The sequence below is a fragment of the Kytococcus sp. HMSC28H12 genome, from assembly GCF_001816045.1.
Classification (GTDB): domain Bacteria; phylum Actinomycetota; class Actinomycetes; order Actinomycetales; family Dermatophilaceae; genus Kytococcus; species Kytococcus schroeteri.
Genome location: NZ_KV824558.1, coordinates 1 through 13,184, shown reverse-complemented (window position 1 = coordinate 13,184; position 13,184 = coordinate 1). Strand labels below are relative to the sequence as shown.

Below are 13,184 nucleotides of genomic sequence, written 5' to 3'. Positions count from 1 at the left end.
GGCTGAGGGCGTGGCTGCTCCGCCCGGGGGGGTGCGGGGCGGGGTTCGAGCGTGTGGGGTGGGCGCGCCGGCTGCTGCCGGCCTGCAGACCTGACCACCACCGAAGGTCCGAAGAGCCGCCAAACCGCCGTGGCACTTGCCAGCTCAGGTGTTTACTCAGGCTGTTCAGCGCGTCAGTGTGCGGCGCCGAGTTCGATGAGGAGGACCCCTCCGACGATCAGGATCAGGCCGAGGATCATGACCCAGGTGAGAGGTTCTTTGAAGAAGATGCGGCTGAGGATCGCGGTGATCGCCACGCCCGCCGCGGCCCAGATCCCGTAGGCCACGCCGATTGCGACACCTTCTGCGAGCACGACGGAGAGCATTGCGAAGGCGAAGACGTAGCCGGCGCCGACGCCGATCCACCACAGCTTCTGCCCGGTGCTCGCCATGCGTAGCGAGACTGTCGCGGTGACCTCGGCGATGATCGCGGCCGTGAGGCAGATGAGGGCGAGGACAGTCATGACGTTGCCTCCGTCTTCTTGTGGGCGGCTTGCGAGCCGAGTTCGACCAGCAGTACGCCGGCCATGACGAGGGCGATCCCCATGGCCATGACGAAGGTGATGGGCTCGCTGAAGAGAACGAAAGACATGATCGCCGTCAGGGCAACGCCGCTGGCCCCCCAGATCCCGTACCCGACGCCGAGGCTCATCCCGTTGCGCAGCGCCATGAACAGGGCGAGGAAGGATCCGACGTAGCCGGAGATGACGAGGGCGTAGAAGCCGGGTGCGTCGAGGGCGGCTTTCAGCGAAAGGGAACCGGTGACTTCGAGGCCGATCGCGAGAGCGAGAAACACCCATTTCTTCATGACTATGAGTCCTTTGCGAGGAGGGAGAGGGCCACGTCGACGACGGCAGTGCGCTGCGGTTCGTCAAGGCGAAGCATGCCGAGGCAGCGATCGATCCAGGCGCCGTCCGCGATGAGTCGGACGGCTGCGACGTGAGGCTCGGTGGACTCGCCGAACCAGACGGCCATCCGGTCGGCCCACCGGGCCGACAGCTTGTCGCGAAGACGTGGGTCTGCCAGCAGCGCGAGGTCGGCTGGATCCATGTCCCCCAGGAGTGCGTACTCAAGGTAGGCCCGAAGGCGAGCCGTCGAATCCGCGTCGGCACCAGCGCGTGCGGTCAGCTCGGCCTCCCACTTCTCGAGCAGGTGGTCCAACACCGCCAGCGTGAGGCCCTCCTTCGTGGAGAAGTGATGGACCACACCCGGTTTGGTCAGGCCGGCGACACGTGCGACGGCGTCGATCGTCAGCGGGTCACCGGCGCGAAGGACGTCGAGAGCCGCATCGAGGATGTCACAGTTCGTTGCCACTCGGCTAACCTACCATACGTATGGTAGGTCGCCCTCTCTTCGGACGTCGGTGGGGTCTCTTGCTGGACGCGGCGACGGACCTCATCGACGCCCTGGGTGCCGAGCTTGACCACGTGAAAGGTGTCCAGCACGGCGGTGGCGTCGGCCACCGACGCCGAAGGGAGCCATCCCATCACCGGCTCCGCCACGCACGCGGACACCCCTGCCCCCACAACGACGGGAGCCCGCCGCAGGATCACCCTGCAGCGGACTCCCGTACCGGACCGACCCGGCTCAGCCCTTCCAGGCACCCAGGCGCAGCGCTGGCGAGTCAGCCCCGATGCGGGACGCTCGCTCGCCCACGTTCGGCACCTCGACCGGAGCGCCACCGGTCGCCGGGGGCTCAGAAGCGTCGGCCTCAGGAGCGGCGGACTCCGTGGCCGTCGGCTCGGCCGAGCCCTGATTGACCGAGGCCTCGTCCTCCACGACCTGGGTGCCCGAGACCACGGCCGGGGTGCCCGTGGTCCCTGGGTCCACGACCTCCTGCGGCTGGCGGTCGGCGGCCTCCTGCGGCTGCTGCTCCTGGCCGATGTCATCCATCCGATCGCCCTGCATCACGCCCGTGGACGTGACCGGGGCGTGGGACTCATCGATCGGCGGCGTGTCAGCCCTCTCGACCTCGGCCTCTGCGGCCTGCGCGCCGCCCTGGGCCCACCCGAATCGCGATGCGGAGTCAGCTCCGATCGTCGTGCCGGTGTGGCCCTGCGGTGCGGTGGCCGCAGTCCGCTGAACGGAGCTGTCGGCCGGCGCGGAGACGGTGGGGGTGGGCTCCTCGGTCGAGGTGCTCGGTCCCGCCGCCTCGGTCACGGCGGCCTGGGACGTCGACGCTTCGTCCTCGGTCGCGTCCTGGTCGCTGCCGCCCTCGGTCGCGTCCTGGTCGCTGCCGCGGCCGGTCGCCCAGCCGAACCGCTGCGGGGAGTCGAGGCCGATCCGGTCACCGGAGTGGCCGGCCGGGGCCGTGCCGATGGGCCCGCTCGCCGCCGGGGCGGCGTCATCGGCCGGGGTGGCCTGGCTCGTCGTCACGGTCGTCGAGGTCTGTTCCGTCACCGCGCTCTCGGAGGGCTGCTCCGTCGCGGGTTCCGGGGAGGCCTGTGTGGCCGCCGTGACCGTGGGCTCGGGCTGGGCCGCAGCGGCGGGCGCCGTGCCCTCGGCCTGCTCTCCGCCGGTACCGGTGGCCCAGCCGAAGCGGCGCGGCGACTCCCCGCCGATCCGGTCGCCGCCGTGCCCCGCCGGTGCGCTGCCCGTGCCCGTGGCGCCTGGGGCACCCGGAGTAACGGTGGCCTCGGTGGCAGGTGCTGCTGCCTGGCTCGTCGACGGCGCGCCAGTGGCCTGATCGGTGGCCCATCCGAAGCGGGTGGGGGTGTCGGCGCCGATGCGCTGACCGGTGAAGGCCGCGGGGGCGGTGCCCGCGCTCGGTCCCGCCGGTGCAGGTGCCTCGGCCTCCGGGGTGGTGCCGTCGGCGGTACCTCCGGTGGCTGCAGCGGTCGCGGTCTCGGCGGCGGCGGTGTTGTCGGAGTCGGCATCCGGGGCAGCGGCCGCCGCGGGGGCGGTCTGGGACGCGGACGCGGCGGTGCCACCCGTGGGGGCGCCGTCCTGCGAGGCCCAGCCGAAGCGGGTGGGCGTGTCGGCGCCGATTCGGTCTCCGGTGAAGGCCTGTGGGGCCGTGCCACTGGCGGCGGTGGCAGCACCAGCAGCGTCACCAGTCGTCGCACCGGCGGTACCGGTGGCATCCGTCGTGTCGTCCGAGGGCGCGCCGGCCGCTGCCGGCTCGTCCACGGCGTCCGCAGGCTCCTCGCCCGCGGCCCGGTCCTCCTCGACCTGCCCGACGGCGCCCTGCTCGTCCACGGTGGTCTCGCCCTCGGGGGAGCGGTCGTCCTCGTCGACGCGGGAACCCACGGGGCCCTCGGCGTCGTCACCATCGGACTCGCGCGGCTCCTCGGCCGAGACACGGGAGGCAGCCTCGTCACCCTCGGAACCGTCATCCGAGCCCGAGCCCGATGCAAGGGCTGCCCCGGCGGCCCTGGAGCCCGCCTTGGTGAGCTCGGAGATGTCGTCGGGGATCTGGATCCGCTGCGTCTCGGCGTCGCTGGCCGCACCGTCAGTGGTGGTGCCGTCCACCAGCTCGTCGGTGACCGCACCGGTCGCGGCGTCCTCCTCCTGACCACGGCGCACGCCGGCGAGCAGCATCTGCGCCACGTCCACGACCTCGACGTCCTTGCCGCGGCCCTCTTCCTGGGCAGCGGTCAGGCCGTCGCTCATCATCACGCGGCAGAAGGGGCAACCGATGGCGATGCGCTCGGCACCCGTGTCGATGGCCTCCTCGGTGCGGTTCACGTTGATCCGCGAGCCGAGCTTCTCCTCCATCCACATGCGGGCACCACCGGCGCCACAGCAGAAGGACTTCTCCTTGGAGCGCTCCATCTCCCGGTACTCCACACCCGGCAGCGTGGCGATCAGCTCGCGCGGCGCCTCGTACACCTTGTTGTGACGGCCCAGGTAGCAGGGGTCGTGGTAGGTCACCGACGGGGCGGTCGAGGCCACCTTGGACGGCTCGGCCACCTCGGAGGCGGCCACCGGCTGCAGGCGCTTCTCGCGCACCAGGCGGTTGAGCAGCTGGGTGTGGTGCACCACCTCGTACTTCCCGCCGTTCTGCGGGTACTCGTTCTTGATCGTGTTGAAGCAGTGCGCACAGGTGACCACGATCTTGGTGGCGCCCACCTCGTTGAGCATCTCCACGTTCTGCTGCGCCAGCATCTGGTAGAGCACCTCGTTGCCCGCGCGGCGGGCGGAGTCACCGGTGCACGCCTCGCCGTCACCCAGCACGGCGAAGTCCACGCCGGCGATGTTCAGCAGCTCGGCCACGGCCTGGGTGGTCTTCTTGGCGCGGTCCTCGAAGGCGCCGGCGCAGCCCACCCAGAACAGGTACTCCACCTCGGAGAGGGACTCCACGTCCGCCCCCACCTGCTTGACCTCGAAGTCCAGGTCCTTGGCCCAGTCCATGCGGGTGGAGTTGGCCATGCCCCAGGGGTTCTGCTTGCTCTCCAGGTTCTTGAACAGCCCGCCCAGCTCGCTCGGGAAGGCCGACTCGATGAGCACCTGGTTGCGGCGCATGTCCACGATGGCGTCCACGTGCTCGATGTCCACCGGGCACTGCTCCACGCAGGCACCGCAGCTGGTGCAGCTCCACAGCACGTCGGGGTCGATGACGGCGCCGCCGGTCGGGCGCGTCGGGTCGCCCTCGGTGGGGCCGACGAGCTGGCGGATGTCGAAGTCCTCCGGCGTGCCCGTCATCGGGGTGGCGCCGGAGCCGTCGGCCCCCTCGCCCGTGCCGGCCGGCTGGGTGGCGGTCTGCCACGGCGCCTGCGCGTACGCGGCGTCGCGCAGGTTCATCACCAGCATCTTGGGGCTCAGCGGCTTGTCGGTGTTCCACGCAGGGCACTGCTCCTGGCAGCGGCCGCACTCGGTGCACGTGGTGAAGTCCAGCAGGCCCTTCCACGTGAAGTCCTCGATGCGGCCCACGCCCAGGCTCGGCTCGGCGGCGCCCTCGGTGCCGTCCTCCTCCTCGTCGGCGTAGAGCTCCTCCAGCTGCTCCATGTCCGTGAGCGGCTTGCCCTTGACCATCATCGGCTGCAGCTCGCCCAGTGAGGTGCGGCCGTCGGCGTGGCGCTTGAACCAGATGTTGAAGAAGGCCAGGAAGCGGTGCCAGGCCACGCCCATGGTGGGCTGCAGGCCGATGGTGATCATCCACGCCATCGAGACGAGGATCTTCAGCAACGCGACGGCGATGATCGCCCCGGCCAGCGTGGCGGCCGAGAGGCCGGTGAGGGCCTGCCCCATCCACGCGGTGAGCGGGAAGTGCAGGGCGCTGGCGTGGTGCTCCCCGTCGACCCTGCCGAGCGCGAACTCCAGGGCGCGCAGGGCGAGGATGCACAGCACCACCGCAAGGATGGTGAACTCCACGCAGTACGCCTGCCAGAAGGTCGAGCCCCAGAAGCGGCTGCGGCGCTCGTTGCCCTTCTCGCGCGCGGCCACGGACGGCTTGGTCCGCTGGCGCAGCCAGATCAGGTAGACGATGCCGAACAGGCCGGTCCACGCGAAGAACTCGGTGAGCCACTCGAACGGCGGGAAGTGCCCGATGAGGGGCAGGGCGAACCGCGCGTCGAAGAGCTGCCCGTAGGCGTTCACCAAGGTCAGGAACAGCATCCCGAAGCTGATCATCGTGAACCAGTGCGCCACGGCGACCCACTTCTTGCGGAGCATCCGCGGGTGGGCGAAGACCTCGTAGAGCATGGTCTTGGTGCGCTGGGCCGGGTCGTCGAAGCGTCCGACGGCCGCTCGGCCCTGCCGGACGACGGCCACGATGCGCATGACGGCGCGCACCAGGAGGGCCACGCCGACGGCCGTGACGGCCAGTCCGAGGACGATCGCGAGGAGCTGCAGGGGAGGCATGGCGCGAGTCTACGAACAGGCCCCCGAGCCGGCTTGGTGTGGTGTGCCTCACTACGTCCGCGCATCCGGAAGGATGTAAGCCGGTGTGATGTTCACAGAAACATGACCATTCACCAGGACGTCACCTCGACCATCGGCGGCACGCCCCTCGTGCGCCTCAACCGTGTCACCGAGGGGGTGGGTGCGACCGTCTTGGCCAAGCTGGAGTCGGCGAACCCCGCGTCCTCGGTCAAGGACCGCATCGCCAAGGCGATCATCGAGGCCGCCGAGGAGTCCGGCCAGCTGCAGCCCGGCGGCACCATCGTCGAGGGCACCAGTGGCAACACCGGCATCGGCCTGGCCATGGTGGCCGCCGCCCGCGGCTACAAGATGGTGCTGGCCATGCCGGAGACCATGAGCGCCGAGCGCCGCGGCGTGCTGCGCGCCTACGGCGCCGAGCTCGTGCTCACCCCCGGCCCCGACGGCATGAAGGGTGCGGTGGCAAAGGCCGAGGAGATCGCCGCCGAGCGCGGTGGCGTGCTGGCCCGCCAGTTCGCCAACCCGGCCAACGTGCGCGCGCACCGCGAGACCACGGCCGAGGAGATCTGGGCCGACACCGAGGGCCGGGTCGACGCCTTCGTGGCCGGCGTGGGCACCGGCGGCACCGTCACCGGGGTGGGCCAGGTGCTCAAGGAGCGCAAGGACGACGTCTTCGTCATGGCCGTGGAGCCCGCTGACTCGCCCATCTTGACCGGTGGCCAGGCCGGCCCCCACAAGATCCAGGGCCTGGGCGCCAACTTCGTGCCCGAGGTGCTGGACACCGAGGTCTACGACGAGGTCTTCGACGCCCAGCTCGAGGACGCGCTGCGCGTCGCCCGCGATCTCGCGGCCAAGGAGGGCATCCTCGCGGGCATCTCCGCCGGTGCCAACGTGCACGCCGCCCTCGAGCTCGCCAAGCGCCCCGAGTTCGCCGGCAAGACCATCGTGGTGGTCGTGCCGGACTTCGGTGAGCGCTACCTCTCCACCGTCCTCTTCGAGGGCCTGACGGACTGACCGTGCTGCGCCGCCTGATCCGCCAGGTCGCCGAGGACGCCGACGCCGTGGTCGCACGCGACCCAGCCACCTCCTCGCGTCTGGAGGCGCTCCTGACCAGCCCGGGCCTGCACGCCATCGCCGCGCACCGCGTGGCCCATGCCCTGTGGCAGCGTCCGGGCGGTCGCCTGCCCGCCCGCGTGCTGGGCACGGTGTCCCGGGCCGTCACCGGGGTGGAGATCCACCCGGGTGCCACCATCGGCCGCCGTCTCGTCATCGACCACGGCATGGGTGTGGTGGTCGGCGAGACGGCCGTGGTCGGCGACGACGTGATGATGTACCACGGCGTCACGCTCGGGGGCACCTCCGGCGACGCGGTCAAGCGCCACCCCACCGTCGGGGACGGCGTGCTGCTCGGCGCCGGGTCCACCGTGCTCGGTGACATCGAGGTGGCCGGTGGCGCCGCCGTGGGCGCGGGCGCCGTGGTGCTCAAGCCCGTGCCGGCCGGCCAGGTGGTGGGCGGCATCCCTGCCGCGCCGCTGGACTCCACCTACCGGCTGCCACCCCTCACGCGCGACCAGGCCGCCGACCAGTGGGTCATCTGACGCGCAGGACGCCCCGGCCCGTCACCTGACCGCGTGACCGTGCCCGCTGCGCACGCGAGAGGCCCCCTCCCGGACGAACCGGGAGGGGGCCTCTGCTGCGCGCGGCGGCTGCCGCGTCACCACCGGGGTGGTGCGACCTCAGTGCTTCGTGTCGCCGAAGGACGAGGTGTTGGTGGTCGGCTGGAAGCCGGAGGTGGCGCCGCGGGTCGGGGTGGTGCCCGTGGTGCCGGTGGTGGTGGCCGGACGACCGGTGGTGTTGGTCGTCTGCGAGAAGGACGAGGTGCCGGTGGTGGCGGTGCCGGTGGTGGTCGAGTCGGAGTTCTTCTCCTTGACCTCGGCCACCTTGTCCTTCACCTGGTCCTGGGCCTGGGAGAAGGCGGACCCGGTGGAGGTCTTGGCGGTGCTCACGGCGTCCTGGACGCGCGGGTCGCCCCACAGCGTCTGGGCCTGCTCCACGAGGGAGTCGTACTTCTCACGGCCGGCGCGGGCGCCGAGCACGTAACCGATGCCGGTACCGACGAGCAGGAGGAGCTTGTTCTTCATGGTTCTACCTCTCAGTGGTGTTCGGGTTCTTACGGTCTTGAGCTGGGCGGGGCGCCCGGGTGGTTCCCGGCGGGCCCGGGAACCGCGGCGGTCAGCCCTTGGCAGCGGCCTTCAGGGCGGAGCCGGCGGACAGCTTGGCGCCGAAGGAGGCCGGGATCTCCATGGTCTCGCCGGTGCGCGGGTTGCGGCCGGTGCGAGCGGAGCGCTCGACGCGCTCGATGGTCATGAGACCCGGGAGGGAGACCTTCTCGCCCTTGCCGACGGTCTCGCAGATGACATCGCCCATGGCGGACAGGACCGCGGCGGCGTCCTTGGCGGACACGTCGGCCTGCTGGGCGATCGCGCTGGCGAGCTCGGTGCGGTTCATGGGAACTCCTTGTTCGTGCACTTGCATGCGTCGAGGGGGGTGTCGGACGGCCGACGTGACCCCTCCGGATGGAGGCCGACTCGTGCCGGCACTGGCTCCATCATGTCCCATGACAGCCTCAACGCAAGTGGCCAGCCCTGCAACCGTGCCGAATCGGAGGGCGCGAGAGGGGTCCGCGTAGGGTGGGCCACCCCCGTGCGCGGCCCTGCCGCCCGGGGACGGGAGGGCTCGCATAGTGGCCTAGTGCGGCGGTCTTGAAAACCGCTATGGCGGCAACGCCATCGTGGGTTCGAATCCCACGCCCTCCGCTCCGGACGCCGCGTGACCTGTGTCTCTGCGCCGCCCAGCCCGGTGGCAGGAGGGCCTGTCGGTGGTACCGTGGAATCAGGTTGCACGACGCAGTACCTCGCACGTCGAAGGAACATCGTCCGCTCCACGGACGCACATCTGGTTGATCTACGGCAGGCTCCGCCCGCCGGGGGTTCTGGCAGCAACTCGTGATCGGCGCCTTCCGCCGGTCATCGCCAATCCAAAGAAAAGGAATCCCCATGGCACAGGGCACCGTCAAGTGGTTCAACGCTGAGAAGGGCTTCGGCTTCATCCAGCAGGACGGCGGCGGCGACGACGTCTTCGTCCACTTCTCCGCCATCCAGACCAACGGTTACCGCTCGCTGGACGAGAACCAGCGCGTGGAGTTCGAGATCACCCAGGGCCCCAAGGGCCAGCAGGCGGAGAACGTCGTCCCCCAGTGATTTCCCGCTGATCGTCGCGGCTGGCCGCTGACGACAGCACCACGCGCACAGGGCCCCACCTCCTCGGAGGTGGGGCCCTGTGCCGTGCCCGGCCCGTGGCCCGGGCCGGGCGGCCGCCTCAGCAGGTGGAGGCCAGGTCCTCGGCGTCGCTCGGCGACGGCTCGGGGGTCGGCTCCTGCGTCGACGGCTTGGGCTTGGGCTTGCCGGTCGGCTTGGGCGGGTGGATGGCCCGCTGCACCATCGTGTGGATGGCGTCGAAGTCCGGGTCGGAGGTGTCGATGCGCTCGTTGGTGAGCGGCAGGCTGCGCATGCGGCCGTCCTTCATGCGCATCGTCAGCTGGGCCCAGGCGGGCAGGTCCTCCTGCGGGATGTCGGTCCACACGTTCTGCTCCAGCGCGCCGGCGATGGCCGGGTACCGGCGCACCATGTCCAGCGGGTTGGACTGGTCCACCAGGGCGCCCACCATGCAGCGCTGGCGGCTCATGCGGTCGTAGTCCGAGGTGGTGGCGCGCGAGCGGGAGAACCACAGGGCGGTGTAACCGTCCATGTGCTGCTGGCCGGGCTCGATCCAGCCCGTGATGGAGCCGGGGACGATCTCCCCGTTCTTCACCTTGCCGCCGATGGGGATGCGCTCGCCCACGGTGATGTCGACGCCGCCCATTGCGTCCACCAGCTGCTGGAAGCCCTGCAGGTCCACGGTCACCACGTGCTGGATGTCCAGTCCCACCACGGCCTCCACGGAGTCGCGCGTGGTGTCGGAGCCGGGGTTGGCGTTGTCGCCGAACAGCTCGCCATGGTTGGCGGCCTCGGACCACAGCGCGTTGATGAGGCAGGTGTTGCCGCAGTCGTAGCCGGACGGCCACAGCTGGTGCAGTGGGTTGCCGGCCGGCACGGGGGCCTTCTGCAGGTTGCGGGGGACGCCGATCAGCACCGAGTCGCCGGTGCGGGGGTCGATGCTCATGACCATGAGGGCGTCGGGGCGCACGCCCATGCGGTTCTCGGCGGCGTCGGAGCCCAGGAGCAGCAGGTTGACCCGGTCGAAGTCCTTCCACGGGTCGTCCTCGTGCACGGCCGGACCCCCGGAGGCCGGTGCGCTGCCGCCGGCGAAGACGGTGCTCACGGCCTGGCGGTGCGCTGCCACGAGGTTGAGGGTCTGGACGGCCGGCGCCAGGACGAGGCCGCTCATGAGCAGGGCCACGCCGGTGAGCGCAAGGGAGCCGCGGGTGTCCAGGCCGCGGGGGCGCGTGACGCGCGCAGTGATCGCGATGAGGACGATCCAGGCCAGGGCGGCCAGGAGCACGCCGCCGGCGAGCAGCAGCAGCTGGGTGCCGGAGGTGGCCACGTCGAGGGCCGTGCCCACGAGGCCGCCGCTCACGAGCTTGACCACCAGCCCCAGGAGCAGCAGGAGGCAGAGGCCCACGGCGAGGGCGCCCAGGCGCCAGGCCGGTGTGAACACCAGGCCGAGGCCCGGGACCACGCCGGAGAGCGCCGTGAGGCCCAGCGAGCGGCGGAGGGACGGAGGCCGGCGGGTCCGGGACGGGACCCAACCGGTACGGGACGAGCCGCCCGCGGGCGGCTCGTGGTCGGCAGAAGTGCTCACGCTGCTCCTCTGGTGGTGGCGCGTCCGTGCCGGGGGGATCCACGGACGATCAGCACCGGCCGCACCCCCGGCCGGTGCCCCATAGCGTACTGCCGGGAGCGTGCCTGCAGGGGCCGCCGCAGTGGGGCGCGCCGACCTGATTTCGGTCCTGCCGGGGGAGCAGGTACCCTGACTCCTCGCATCCTGATGCGAGGAGACGTCGCCTAGTCTGGTCTATGGCGCCCGCCTGCTAAGCGGGTTTGGGGTTTATAGCTCCATCGAGGGTTCAAATCCCTCCGTCTCCGCCGACTCGCGAGAGCCCGGAACCGTTGAGGTTCCGGGCTCTCGGCGTGTGGTGGGGCTGCCAGGGGAGCGGGGCCCTCGGGTGCTGCGGCCGGTCGTCCGTCGGCCAGGGCCTGCACGTCGAAGGCCCCGACCGCGTTTCCGCGGCCGGGGCCTTCGAGGACTGTCTCAACACAGTGCGCGCCTGTAGGGATTCGAACCCCAAACCTTCTGATCCGTAGTCAGATGCTCTATCCGTTGAGCTACAGGCGCCCATCTCGGTGATCCACCGGAGTGGCTCATCGGGACGAGGAGAAACTATAGGGCACATCCGGCGCCGATGCCAATCGGCGACCTGCGGGGCCTCATCGCACGAGGTCGAGGGCCCAGGTGAAGGCGCCCAGGAGGGCGGCGAAGCGCAGTGTGCGGCCCACCGTCATCGAGACCACGCAGGCCACGAGGGACATGCGCAGCTGCCCGGCCACCACCACGAACACCGCCAAGGGGGGCACCCCCACGAGGCTGGAGAGGAACATCGTGGCCTGCCCCCAGCCCGGGTGGCGCTGCATCCAGTCCACGAGCCGGTCGTAGCGCTCCCCGACGGCGGGCTTCTCCAGCTGGCGGCGCATCCACGGCCACCCGATGCTCCACCGCCCCAGGGCGTACCAGGGCACCTTGCCGAGGGCGTGTCCGAGCGCGGCGGCGAAGGCGACGGTCCACACGCCCACCCGGTCGGTGAGGGCTCCCACCCCGCCCAGCCACAGCTCGATGGGGACGCCCGGGACGAGCGCCGAGAGCGCCCCGAAGCCCAGGGTTCCGAGCAGCAGCCACCACATGGCCCGCAGTCTGTCAGGACCGTCACAACGGCCCGTCAGGATGCGGGACCCGGGGCCCGCGCTGGCTAGCCTGACGGCGCCACCAGCCCACCGACATGGAGCCCGATGAACCCCGTGCGTCGCGAGACCCTCGCCACCGTCCTGCGCCTGGCGGCCGTCGTGCTGCTCCTGGGCGTGCTGCCGCTGGTCTCCACCCCCGGTGCCCTGGACGTCCGTGAGCCGGTCCGTCGGGTGGTCATCGCCGCCGTCATGACCTGCACCGCCGGGCTCTGGTGGGTGGAGCGGGAGGACCCGCGGCTGCCGCGTCCGGTGTGGTGGGCGATGGGGGCGGTGGGCCTGGCTGCGGTGCTGGCCACCTGGCTCTCCACCAACTCGTGGCTCTCGGTGGTGGGGCGCTACCCGCGCAACGAGGGACTGGTGATGATCGGGGCGTACCTGGCGGCCCTGCCGGCGGGGGCGCTGCTGTTCGCGCACCAGGCGGGGCGCCGGTGGGCGGTCTGGACCGCCACCGCATCGGGCTGGGTGCTGGTGTGGATGGGGGTGCGCGATGCGACGGGCGGGAGTGCCGGCCGCGTCGTCACCGCCCTGGGCAACGCCTCCACGGTGGGCTTCTGGGGTCTCATGCTGGCCGCCTGGCTGGGGTGGGTCACGTGGCGTGAGCGCTCCCGCGTGGCGCTGGCGGGCGCGGTGGCCGGTGGGGCCCTGCTGGTGCTCGGCGCCTCGCGCGGGGCGCTGCTCGGGCTGTTCGTGGGCGCGGCCCTCTCGCTGGTGCTCGTGGCACGCACGGAGGGGGTGCGCCGCGTCGTCGCCCCTGCCGGGGTCATCGTGGCCGGGGTCGTGGCCGTGCTGGCACTGCCCATCACGCGCGACCGCATCTTCCTGGAGCAGGAGGGGGCCGGTACCAACATCACCGTGCGGCTCATGATGTGGCGCCGGACGGCCCGGCTGGTGCTCGAGCACCCCGAGGGGGTGGGGCCGTCGCGCTGGGTGGCCTCCGTGGCCGATGGCTACGGTCCGGCCTGGCAGGCCGAGGCCGGGCCCGGCGTCACGCTCGACGCCGTGCACAACGTGGTGCTCCAGACCGCCTCCACCCTCGGCGTGGTCGGGCTGCTCGCGGTCACTGCGCTGGCGGTGGCGTGCGGCCAGGTGCTCTGGCGCGCGGTGCGGACCACGGGTCCGGGGGAGGGGCCGCGCAGCGCGTGGTCGCCGGCGGCGCTGGTGGTGGGCGTGGGGTTCTGCGTGGCGCTGATGTTCGCGTACACCGAGCCGGTCTTCGTGGTGCCCGGGGCCGCCCTGGTGGGCGGGGGGCTCGCCGCCGCGTGCCGGGACGACGAGCCGCTGGTGCGCGTGCCCCGGCGGTGGTCCGCG

At 71.5% G+C, this 13,184-nt stretch carries 12 protein-coding genes, 3 tRNA genes and 1 pseudogene; 6 read left to right on the top strand and 10 right to left on the bottom strand.

From position 1 onward, the window contains the following. Positions 1–173 precede the first annotated feature (173 nt). The 5 genes and pseudogenes from HMPREF3099_RS08505 to HMPREF3099_RS08490 all read right to left on the bottom strand — a co-directional run bounded on the left by HMPREF3099_RS08505 (position 174) and on the right by HMPREF3099_RS08490 (position 5,841). On the bottom strand, positions 174–503 hold the full coding sequence (locus HMPREF3099_RS08505; protein WP_070705571.1) for a DMT family transporter: 330 nt from the start codon (positions 501–503) through the stop codon (positions 174–176). After that, the gene (locus tag HMPREF3099_RS08500; RefSeq protein ID WP_070705570.1) at positions 500–847 is read right to left on the bottom strand and encodes a DMT family transporter; all 348 of its coding nucleotides are present in this window, start codon (positions 845–847) and stop codon (positions 500–502) included. The genes HMPREF3099_RS08505 and HMPREF3099_RS08500 overlap by 4 nt, the downstream gene beginning before the upstream one ends. Before the next feature lie 2 nt (positions 848–849). Beyond that, positions 850–1,353: a TetR/AcrR family transcriptional regulator gene (locus HMPREF3099_RS08495; protein ID WP_070705569.1), complete on the bottom strand. Its 504-nt coding sequence runs from the start codon at positions 1,351–1,353 to the stop codon at positions 850–852. Next, positions 1,290–1,499: pseudogene (locus HMPREF3099_RS13630) on the bottom strand (transposase); the annotation flags it as partial. The pseudogene HMPREF3099_RS13630 and the gene HMPREF3099_RS08495, both read right to left, overlap by 64 nt. 127 nt (positions 1,500–1,626) lie before the next feature. Then, a complete protein-coding gene (locus HMPREF3099_RS08490) occupies positions 1,627–5,841 on the bottom strand; it encodes a heterodisulfide reductase-related iron-sulfur binding cluster (protein WP_070705568.1) in 4,215 nt (1,404 codons plus the stop codon). Between the two features lie 102 nt (positions 5,842–5,943). Between HMPREF3099_RS08490 and cysK the strand changes: the two genes are divergently transcribed. Together cysK and epsC are read left to right on the top strand one after the other, a co-directional pair. Next, on the top strand, positions 5,944–6,873 hold the full coding sequence (gene cysK, locus HMPREF3099_RS08485) for a cysteine synthase A (RefSeq protein ID WP_070705567.1): 930 nt from the start codon (positions 5,944–5,946) through the stop codon (positions 6,871–6,873). Between the two features lie 2 nt (positions 6,874–6,875). Beyond that, a complete protein-coding gene (gene epsC / locus HMPREF3099_RS08480; protein ID WP_331250400.1) occupies positions 6,876–7,457 on the top strand; it encodes a serine O-acetyltransferase EpsC in 582 nt (193 codons plus the stop codon). A 138-nt stretch (positions 7,458–7,595) separates the two neighbouring features. Here epsC and HMPREF3099_RS08475 read toward each other — a convergent pair whose 3' ends face one another. Further along, complete coding sequence (locus tag HMPREF3099_RS08475) at positions 7,596–8,000, bottom strand: hypothetical protein (protein WP_070705565.1); 405 nt, start codon at positions 7,998–8,000, stop codon at positions 7,596–7,598. Between the two features lie 91 nt (positions 8,001–8,091). Beyond that, the gene (locus tag HMPREF3099_RS08470) at positions 8,092–8,367 is read right to left on the bottom strand and encodes an HU family DNA-binding protein (RefSeq protein ID WP_070705564.1); all 276 of its coding nucleotides are present in this window, start codon (positions 8,365–8,367) and stop codon (positions 8,092–8,094) included. A 221-nt stretch (positions 8,368–8,588) separates the two neighbouring features. Between HMPREF3099_RS08470 and HMPREF3099_RS08465 the strand changes: the two genes are divergently transcribed. Further along, positions 8,589–8,675: transfer RNA gene (locus HMPREF3099_RS08465), tRNA-Ser, on the top strand. 240 nt (positions 8,676–8,915) lie between these two features. Beyond that, on the top strand, positions 8,916–9,119 hold the full coding sequence (locus tag HMPREF3099_RS08460; protein ID WP_070705563.1) for a cold-shock protein: 204 nt from the start codon (positions 8,916–8,918) through the stop codon (positions 9,117–9,119). A gap of 118 nt (positions 9,120–9,237) precedes the next feature. Here the strand turns inward: HMPREF3099_RS08460 and HMPREF3099_RS08455 are convergent, their stop codons facing one another. Next, positions 9,238–10,719, bottom strand: coding sequence for an LCP family protein (locus HMPREF3099_RS08455; RefSeq protein ID WP_070705562.1), 1,482 nt, complete (start codon positions 10,717–10,719; stop codon positions 9,238–9,240). 192 nt (positions 10,720–10,911) lie between these two features. On the opposite strand from HMPREF3099_RS08455, the gene HMPREF3099_RS08450 reads away from it, so the two are divergent. Further along, positions 10,912–11,003, top strand: a tRNA-Ser gene (locus HMPREF3099_RS08450). 177 nt (positions 11,004–11,180) lie between these two features. Here HMPREF3099_RS08450 and HMPREF3099_RS08445 read toward each other — a convergent pair. Both HMPREF3099_RS08445 and HMPREF3099_RS08440 read right to left on the bottom strand, forming a co-directional pair. Beyond that, positions 11,181–11,253: transfer RNA gene (locus HMPREF3099_RS08445), tRNA-Arg, on the bottom strand. 92 nt (positions 11,254–11,345) lie between these two features. Continuing rightward, complete coding sequence (locus HMPREF3099_RS08440; protein WP_083323639.1) at positions 11,346–11,816, bottom strand: VTT domain-containing protein; 471 nt, start codon at positions 11,814–11,816, stop codon at positions 11,346–11,348. Positions 11,817–11,921: 105 nt separating this feature from the next. Between HMPREF3099_RS08440 and HMPREF3099_RS08435 the strand changes: the two genes are divergently transcribed. Beyond that, on the top strand, positions 11,922–13,184 hold a 1,263-nt coding region (locus tag HMPREF3099_RS08435), incomplete at its 3' end, for an O-antigen ligase family protein (RefSeq protein ID WP_141762085.1).